The sequence below is a fragment of the Ideonella sp. P3_A4 genome (assembly GCF_056403075.1).
In genome coordinates, this window is sequence record NZ_JBFUGE010000262.1 from 1 (window position 1) to 8271 (window position 8271).

Consider the following 8271-nt stretch of genomic DNA (forward strand, 5'->3'; position numbering starts at 1 on the left):
CCTGGTGCCCGCTTCGTACAACAAGGACGTGCCCCCCGCCACCACCAAGTCCGCCGGCATGCAGATCGGCTACTCCGGCGCGAAGCCGGTGCCCTCGGCCGCTTCGACGCCGGGCCACGACTGCACGATCGTCATCAAGTAAACAAGAAAAGGAGTCTCCCCATGAAACGAAACCATCCCCTGCAAGGCCTGGCGGCCATCGCCTGCGCCGCCGGCCTGCTGTTCGCGCCGCTGCTGGCGCAAGCCCAATCGGTCGATGCCGATGTCGACACCATCGACGAAGCGCCGCTGCAACTGCTCGACGACCTGCACATTCCCGCCAAGGGCCAGTACAAGGCTCCCTTCCACGTCAAGGGCAAGAAGATCCTCGATGTGAACGGCAAGGTCGTGCAGATGCACGGCGTCAACTGGTTCGGCTTCGAAACGCCCGACAGCATCGTTCACGGCCTGTGGGCGCGCAGCTACCAGGACATGGTCAAGCAGATGAAGGACCTCGGCTTCAATGCCGTGCGCCTGCCCTTCTGCCCCAAGACGCTGACGGCCAGCAACATCAGCGGCGGCGTGCGCTATGACCTGAACCCCGACCTGCAAGGCAAGACCCCTCTGCAGGCGATGGACCGGATCATTGCCGAGTTCGCCAACAACGGCTTCTACGTCCTGCTCGACCACCACCGGCCCGATTGCAATGCGATCTCTCAGATGCCCAACATCCCCGGCTACACGCTGGACGACTGGACGCGCGACCTGGTGTTCGTGACCACCCGGTACAAGGACGTCAAGAACGTGATCGGCATCGACCTGAAGAACGAGCCGCATTCCGACTGGGGCACCGGCGCCTTCTGGGGCACCGGCAAGGTCGAAAACGACTGGAAGCTGGCGGCCGAAAAGGCCGGCGCCGCAGTGCACGCCGCGAATCCAAAGGTGCTGGTGTTCGTGGAGGGCGTGTCCGACAACGCCGGCAGCTGCCAGACGCCGGACGGCCACTGGTGGGGCGGCAACATCGAGCCGGTCCAGTGCTTCCCGATCGATGCCAACAAGATCCCGGGCAACCGGCTGGTGCTGTCGCCGCACATCTACGGCCCCGATGTAGCCGACCAAGCCTACTTCGCCGACAGTGCCGGCTTCCCCGACAACATGCCCCACATCTGGGAGAACCAGATGGGCCGCTTCATGGCCACCTACCCGGTCGTGCTGGGCGAGTTCGGCGGCAAGTTCATGAACAAGGACCAGGTCTGGCAGACCCACTTCGTCGACTGGCTCAAGTGCAAGGGCACGAAGAACTTCTTCTACTGGGCCTGGAACCCGAACAGCGGCGACACCGGCGGCATCCTGCAAGACGACTGGCTCAGCGTGAACACCGGCAAGTACGAGAACCTGAAGCGCCTGTGGGACGGCTCGCCGGTCGACCACGACATCTGCGCGGTCGCCGCCGACTAAGAAGGAACCACCATGCCCATCTCTTCATCACCGATGCGCCGTGCCTGGTTGCTGGCGCCGCTCGCGCTGGCTGCCACGCAAGCCCTGGCCCACGGCCTGATCCAGGACCCACCGTCGCGCAACTGGTTCTGCGGCGCGATCACCAAGCCCGACGAGGTCGCCAACGGCACCGCCAAGTACCCCGAGTGCAAGACCGCGTTCGACACCAACTGGACCGGCAGCTACAACTTCATGAGCGTACTGACCCACACCAAGGGCCGCGCCGAGGTGACGCCGCTGCCGGCCAACGTCTGCGGCTTCAATGCCGAGACCTTCAACAAGGGTGCGACGCCGTGGGACACGCCGATGCAGTGGCCGACCAACAAGGTCAGCGCCAGCCGCAAGGAGTTCACCTGGARCATCTCGTGGGGGCCGCACTACTCGGACACCCAGGAATTCCACTACTACATCACCAAGCCGGGTTTCGAATGGTCACCGACGAAGGCCCTGACCTGGGCTGACTTCGAAGACCAGCCCTTCTGCGCGCTGAACTACGACGACACCAAGCCCGATGGCAACCCCGACGTCGTGCCTGAAAAGGGCACCACGCTGTTCCACACCTTCTGCCAGCTGCCGGCGCGCAACGGCCGCCATGTCGTCTACGGCGAGTGGGGCCGCAACTTCTTCACCTTCGAGCGCTTCCACAGCTGCGTCGACGTCGAATTCGAAGGTGGCACCGGCAAACCGCCGGTCGCGGCCATCGGCTTCAAGCCCGATGTCACCGAAGTCACCGGCGCCACCACCGTGGTGCTCGACGGCACCGGCTCGAAGGGCAAGGGCTTGACCTACGCCTGGAGCCTGAACCCGAGCGACCTGCCCTCGGCCAAGATCGTCGACGCCAACAAGCCCAAGGCCAAGCTGGTGCTGACCGAGCCGCAGGTCAACGAGAACCTGCAGATCTCGCTGCTGGTGAAGAACGCGACCGGGTTGACGGACACCGAATCCAAGACCTTGCTGCACAAGCCCACCGGCGGCTCCAAGTGGACTGGCCTGGGCCCGCTGACGTCGACGCCGCTGACGCTGCACGCCAACGACAGCGTCAACGTGCGCACCGTGCTGACGACTGGTGCCGACAACTATGTGCCCAACCCAGCACTGGTACTGACCGACGCCAACTCGGGCGCCAGCCAGTGGCCCTTGGCGCTGGCGAACGCCGTGAACGCGACCGACAGCGGCTTGCACATCGGCGTGGTCAACAAGCAAGGCGCGATCAAGCCGGTGGCCGACGCCACGGCCAACCGCATGTTCGCCGCCAAGGGCTCGAAGATCGCGAGCGGCTTCCTGCAGGTCACGGTGTCGAACAAGATCGCCGCCAGCTACACCGTCACCAGCGATTGGGACGCAGGCTATTGCGCGACCGTCAAGGTCAGCAACAACGACTCGGTGCCAGTCAAGTGGAAGACGACGCTGAAGATCGTCGGCCAGGCCAACAACGTCTGGAACCTGGTCTGGTCGCAGGCCGGTGATACCTTGACGCTGGAGGGCCCGGCGTCGAACAACGTCTTGCAACCGGGCGCCAACTACACCGACGGCGGGTTCTGCGCAACGAAGTAAGCCTCACGCCAGTCAGGGCCGCGTCGGCGAAAGCCGGTGCGGCCCTTTTTCTTGTGCGCAAGGCGCGGCGAATCGCGGTATCGATTCCACCCTCTGGGCAGTGGCACTCGTACACACATGCTGACACCAAGATTGCCTAACTTAGGGAGTTGACGGCGAATCGCGCCTGCATAGCATCCGCCCCCTTTTGACACCCGCAAAGGGACCGGACATGCCACATTCAACTCTTCGCCTGGCCTCGATCGCGTTGCTCGCGACCGGCACCTTGGCCACCACGGCGGCGATCGCCGCCCCACCGGTGTACCGCATCGAAGCCGTCGCCAAAGAGCACCACGCCCGGCCGGACTCTGCGCTCGGCATCAGCAACAGCGGCATCGTCACCGGCAGCGCGTGGATGAAGAGCCGCTTCAGCGACAGCGCCTTCCGGTTCAAGATCAAGAGCGGCTCGACACGCCCGCTGCTCGGACCGGAAACCAACGATGCTGCCGGCTGGCGCGTCAACGATGACGGCGCGACGGTCGGCTGGGTCGGCCACCAGGCGTGGATGTGGGACAGCGCCGGCACCGCGCAAAGCCTGGACGCGCTGATGCCCTGCGACGACGACAACATCCGCTCGAGCCAGGGGCGCGGCATCAACAACGCCGGTGACGTGGTGTTCAAGTTCGACTGCAACCGCAGCGGTGTCCGGGTCAACGGCTCGTACCTGTACCGCGGCGGCAGCCTGGTCGACCTGGGCACTCTCGGCGGCGACTACAACGAAGTCAGCGCCATCAACAACGCCGGCCAGGTCGTGGGCACGTCCTCGTTGCCGCCTGACAGCGACGGCAAGAGCTATGTCCGCGCGTACATCTGGGAAGCAGGCAGCATGCGCGACCTGGGCACGCTGGGCGGCCGCGCCGCCGACACCGAAGACATCAACGACGCCGGGCATGTCGTCGGCACGGCCTTCGATGCCACCAACGACTTCATGCATGGCTACTGGTACGACGGCAGCACGATGCATCGACTGCCGACTTGCCACGGCAGCAGCAACTGGCCGCAACCCAGGGCCATCAACAACCACGACCAGATCACCGGCAACTACTACCGCAAGGGCTTCCAGGCCTTCCTGTACCAGAAGGGCCGCTGCTACCCGCTGCAGAACATCCTGGATGCCAGCGGTGCCGGCTGGAGCCGCCTGCAGGCCTACGACATCAATGACGACGGCGTCATCGTCGGTTCGGGCCAGCTGAACGGCAAGTCGCATGCATTCATCGCGACGCCGGTGCAACCGTGACGTGACGACTGGCCGTTGAAATCGGGCGCCGGTGCATTGCCGGCCCCGTTTTCGACGCCGGATTTCACACCGGAAGCGCCTTCGAGGACGTGGCGACGGCGCACCACAGACTCTCAAGTTAGGGAGTACCAACAGACCGCGAGGTGTTTAGCATCCATACCTAACTTACAAAAGGAACGGATATACCGGTTCGAGCCTCGCTGATCGCCTCCGGCGCCTTGCTGGCGCTGTGTACCTTCAACGCGGCGTCCCACTTCCCGATCCGCGCCCATTTTTCTTCCGAGCCCACATGCCCTTCACCACCACCATCGACCTGCTGACCAAGGCTTCTTCCTACATTGCCGGGTGCGTCAAGACCGTACCTGGCCCCGATGGCGAACCAGATCCGGTGAACGAGTTCAACGCCGAATTGCACGACCTCGCATGCTCGCTGGCAGTGGAAGCAAAGCGCCTCGAATCCGCAGTCATTGACCCGGCTGTGATCGAAGCGATGAAGAAAGAGATCGCAGCGCTGAAGGCCGACCGGGACTCCTGGCAGCAGCAAGCGCGCCAGCGAGTGGACGATGCGCTTGAGTTTGTGCGGCAGTGGGACGCGGCACCGGCTTCGGTGAGAGAGGCGATTGCGCGTGAGGCTGAGCACGACTTGGCGAACAGCGAGGTCGCGCGCTGGATCCGCCAGATCCCCTCGACAAGCTGAGGTCGGAATGAGCAAGCACGCGATGCCTGACCTGATGCGTTCGATGCTGCTGCGAGCCGCACGTGTCACACACCAAGCGACGAATCGATTGGTCACAGAGCATGTCAACGGTGTCTGCATCCAGTGTGAAGGGCGGCCAACGGTACGCACCACGCTCGACGGCCCGCAGCCAACCATCCCATTTCGCCGTCGAATGCAGGCGCAGCAACGAGGCTCGGCGGCGCCGACCACCTGAACGGCAAGCCACACGCGTTCGTCGCGACGCAGGTGCGACAGTGACGACTGGCCGTTGAAATCGGGCGCCGGCGCGTGGCCGGCCCCGTTTCGACGCCGGATTCCACACCGGAAGCGTCTTCGAGGACGCGGCAACGGCGCACCACAGACTCTCAAGTTAGGGAGTACCAACGGCCTCCGAGCTGCTTAGCATCCAATACCTAACCTACAAAAGGATTGGATATGCCAGCTCGCATCTCGCTCATCGCCTCCAGCGCCTTGCTGGCGCTGTGCACTTTCAGCGCCACCGCGGCACTCGCCGCGGCGCCGGTCTACAAGATCGAAACCATCGACAAGGCACACCAAGCCCAGCCATTCTCGGGATTGGGAATCAGCAACAACGGCATCGTCACCGGCGACGCGTGGATAAAAAGCCGTCACAGCCAAAGCGCCTTCCTGTACGAGCACGGCTCGGTCCATCCGCTGTTGGCGCCGGACACCTGGGATGCCGCCGGCTGGCGTGTCAACGACGACGGCGCCGTGGCAGGCTGGGTCGGCGACCAGGCCTGGATGTGGGACAAGACCGGCGCGGGCACCAACCTGGACGCGCTGGTGCCCTGTGATGCCGACAGCAGCCGAGACAGCAAGGCACACGGCATCAACAGCGCCGGCGAGGTGGTGCTCAGCTTCATATGCGACCGTGCCGGTGTCCGGGTATTTGGCGCGTCCGTGTACCGCGGTGGCAGCTTGACCGAACTCGGCACACTCGGCGGCACCTACACCTCGGCCGGTGGCATCAACACCGCCGGCCAGATCGTGGGGGGGTCGTTCCTGCCGCCTGACAGCGACGGCCACACCTACACGCACGCGTACATCTGGGAAGACGGCAGCATGCGCGACATCGGCACGCTGGGCGGCCACGATTCCAGTGCACAAGACATCAATGACGCCGGCCACGTGGTCGGCATGTCCAGGAATTCGGCCGACGAGAACCGTGGCTACTGGTACGACGGCACCACGATGCACCAGTTGCCCACCTGCCACGGCAAGAGCAACTGGCCGGAGCCTGCAGCCATCAACAACCACGACCAGATCACCGGCAACTACTTCGGCAAGGGCTTCGAAGCCTTCCTGTACCAGAAGGGCCGCTGCTACTCGCTGCTGACCCTCTTGGATGCCAGYGGTGCCGGCTGGACCCGCCTGCAGGCCAACGACATCAACGACAAGGGCGTGATCGTCGGCAGTGGCATATTGAACGGCAAGAGCCATGCCTTCATCGCGACACCGGTGAAACAGTAACGGCCAGCCGGTTAAGTCAGGGAACGGCCGGTCGGAGACACTCTGCCTGACCATGGCCGGCCCTTTCCGTTCAAGGCACCACCTCATAACTTGATAGAAGGACGTCAAGCCATGACTTCTCCATTCAACCTTTCGGCCGCGCGCACCCTGCTGGCCGCGGCCGCTTTCGCGTTCGCCGGCGCCGTCGCCGCCGCGCCGGTCTACAGCATCCAGAAACTGGAACGGCCGGTCGGCGCCGACCCGGACAATGCCACCGCGATCAGCGACAACGGCATCGTCGTCGGCTACGGCCGCGTCGACAACGGCCCCTACACGGCGCCCATCATCCGCAAACACCACAAGACCAAGGTCCTGGAAAGCCCGGCCCGCGCCTCCAACGAGGTGTGGGCTGTCAACACGCAGGGCGAAGCGGCCGGCTGGTCCAACCTGCATGCCTACTACTGGGACAGCACCGGCCAGCCTTTCGACCTGGATCCGCTAATCCCCTGCACCGCCGACATCGGCGGGAAGTTCACCAAGGCCCGGGCCATCAACAATGACGGCGCCGTGCTCGTCGCGCTCGAATGCTTCGAGTCCGGCTGGTTCGACCGTGCCCACGTCTACCGGGCCGGCACGTTGACGACGCTTGGCGACCTGGGCGGCGGTCAAAACCGCGCCAACGGCATGAACAACCTCGGCCAGGTGGCCGGCAGTTCGGCCGTCCCCCCAGACGCCGACGGCCAGACCTACGAGCACGCCTACCTCTGGGAAAACGGCGTGATGYGCGACCTGGGAACGGCTGGCGGCAAATTCAGCGGTGCGCTCGCCATCAACGACCTCGGCCACACGGCCGTGATGGCCGACGACGAGACCGGCAAGACGCGCCTGTATCTGCACGACGGCACGACGATGCGCAAGCTGTTCAACTGCAGCCATGACACGATGATCCCGGTGGCGATCAACAACCGCGATGACATCGTGGGCAACACCTACATTGCGAGAGCGGGCTATCTCTTCCAGAAAGGCCACTGCTACCGCTTTGCCGATCTGTTGGACGCGAGCGGCGCCGGTTGGACCGCCTTCACCGTCAACGACATTGATAACAAGGGCGTGATCGTCGGCGAGGGCTTCCTGAACGGCCAGCTGCGCGGGTTCATCGCGAGGCCTGCCACGCACTGACCTGCTTGGCCCTCGCCCGTCGGTGCGGTGAAAGGCCGCACCTATGAGCTCTCTCTACCGCCTGGCGGTGCAGGCGCGCCGATTGCTCCCGCTGTTTGTTTGCGCCAGCGCTCGCCTCGAGCGGTACCAGTCACCCTCTCGCCAATAGGGCTGCCCACTCCGAGGCAACCTGTGTCTGGGTGCAGTGCACTCACTGGCAGCGGAGGGACATATGGCGCTAACCGCAGAAATCCGGTGGTTCTGGCCACACGCAACGCCATCGGCGTTTGCCGTGTGGTTCCGGGGCTCCATCCATCACGGGTGCATGGTGGGCGGCGGGCGATCCTGCACCGACACCCATCTGCGCTGGGATGGCCACCCGCGCTGGGACATCCGCCGGCGTGGCAGCACCATCAGCATCAAGGCCTTCCAGTCTGCGCTGCCCGAGGGCTGCGACGTGCCGCCCTTCGAAGGCGACATCTCGCTATGGTTCGACCTGATCTCGAAGCACGATCCCCCGCCAGGCGCCGTGCCTGTCGAGTTGATTGGTCGGCGCTGGCGGCGCCTGTTCGACACGGCCAGGCGGCAAGCCCATGAAATCCGGTTGGCTGCCCCGGGC

Annotated in this window: 7 protein-coding genes; all 7 read left to right on the forward strand. The window is 64.6% G+C overall.

Annotated elements, in window-relative coordinates; translation table 11 throughout:
* Window positions 1–162 precede the first annotated feature (162 nt).
* A complete protein-coding gene (locus AC1DYI_RS20470; RefSeq protein WP_477205974.1) occupies window positions 163–1437 on the forward strand; it encodes a glycoside hydrolase family 5 protein in 1275 nt (424 codons plus the stop codon).
* A 12-nt stretch (window positions 1438–1449) separates the two neighbouring features.
* A complete protein-coding gene (locus tag AC1DYI_RS20475) occupies window positions 1450–3030 on the forward strand; it encodes a lytic polysaccharide monooxygenase (protein WP_477205975.1) in 1581 nt (526 codons plus the stop codon).
* A 211-nt stretch (window positions 3031–3241) separates the two neighbouring features.
* Window positions 3242–4306: a hypothetical protein gene (locus AC1DYI_RS20480; protein WP_477205976.1), complete on the forward strand. Its 1065-nt coding sequence runs from the start codon at window positions 3242–3244 to the stop codon at window positions 4304–4306.
* Window positions 4307–4595: 289 nt separating this feature from the next.
* On the forward strand, window positions 4596–5003 hold the full coding sequence (locus tag AC1DYI_RS20485) for a hypothetical protein (protein ID WP_477205977.1): 408 nt from the start codon (window positions 4596–4598) through the stop codon (window positions 5001–5003).
* A gap of 456 nt (window positions 5004–5459) precedes the next feature.
* Complete coding sequence (locus AC1DYI_RS20490) at window positions 5460–6515, forward strand: DUF3466 family protein (protein ID WP_477205978.1); 1056 nt, start codon at window positions 5460–5462, stop codon at window positions 6513–6515.
* Window positions 6516–6626: 111 nt separating this feature from the next.
* Window positions 6627–7673 (forward strand): hypothetical protein, encoded by a 1047-nt coding sequence (locus tag AC1DYI_RS20495; protein ID WP_477205979.1) that lies wholly within the window; start codon window positions 6627–6629, stop codon window positions 7671–7673.
* Window positions 7674–7977: 304 nt separating this feature from the next.
* A partial coding sequence (locus AC1DYI_RS20500) for a hypothetical protein (RefSeq protein ID WP_477205980.1) occupies window positions 7978–8271 on the forward strand: 294 nt, incomplete at its 3' end.

Bases quoted from the DNA above. Each gene is read 5' to 3' on its own strand.
- AC1DYI_RS20485 (WP_477205977.1), top strand. From the start codon at position 4,596: ATGCCCTTCACCACCACCATCGACCTGCTGACCAAGGCTTCTTCCTAC.
- AC1DYI_RS20470 (WP_477205974.1), top strand. From the start codon at position 163: ATGAAACGAAACCATCCCCTGCAAGGCCTGGCGGCCATCGCCTGCGCC.
- AC1DYI_RS20480 (WP_477205976.1), top strand. From the start codon at position 3,242: ATGCCACATTCAACTCTTCGCCTGGCCTCGATCGCGTTGCTCGCGACC.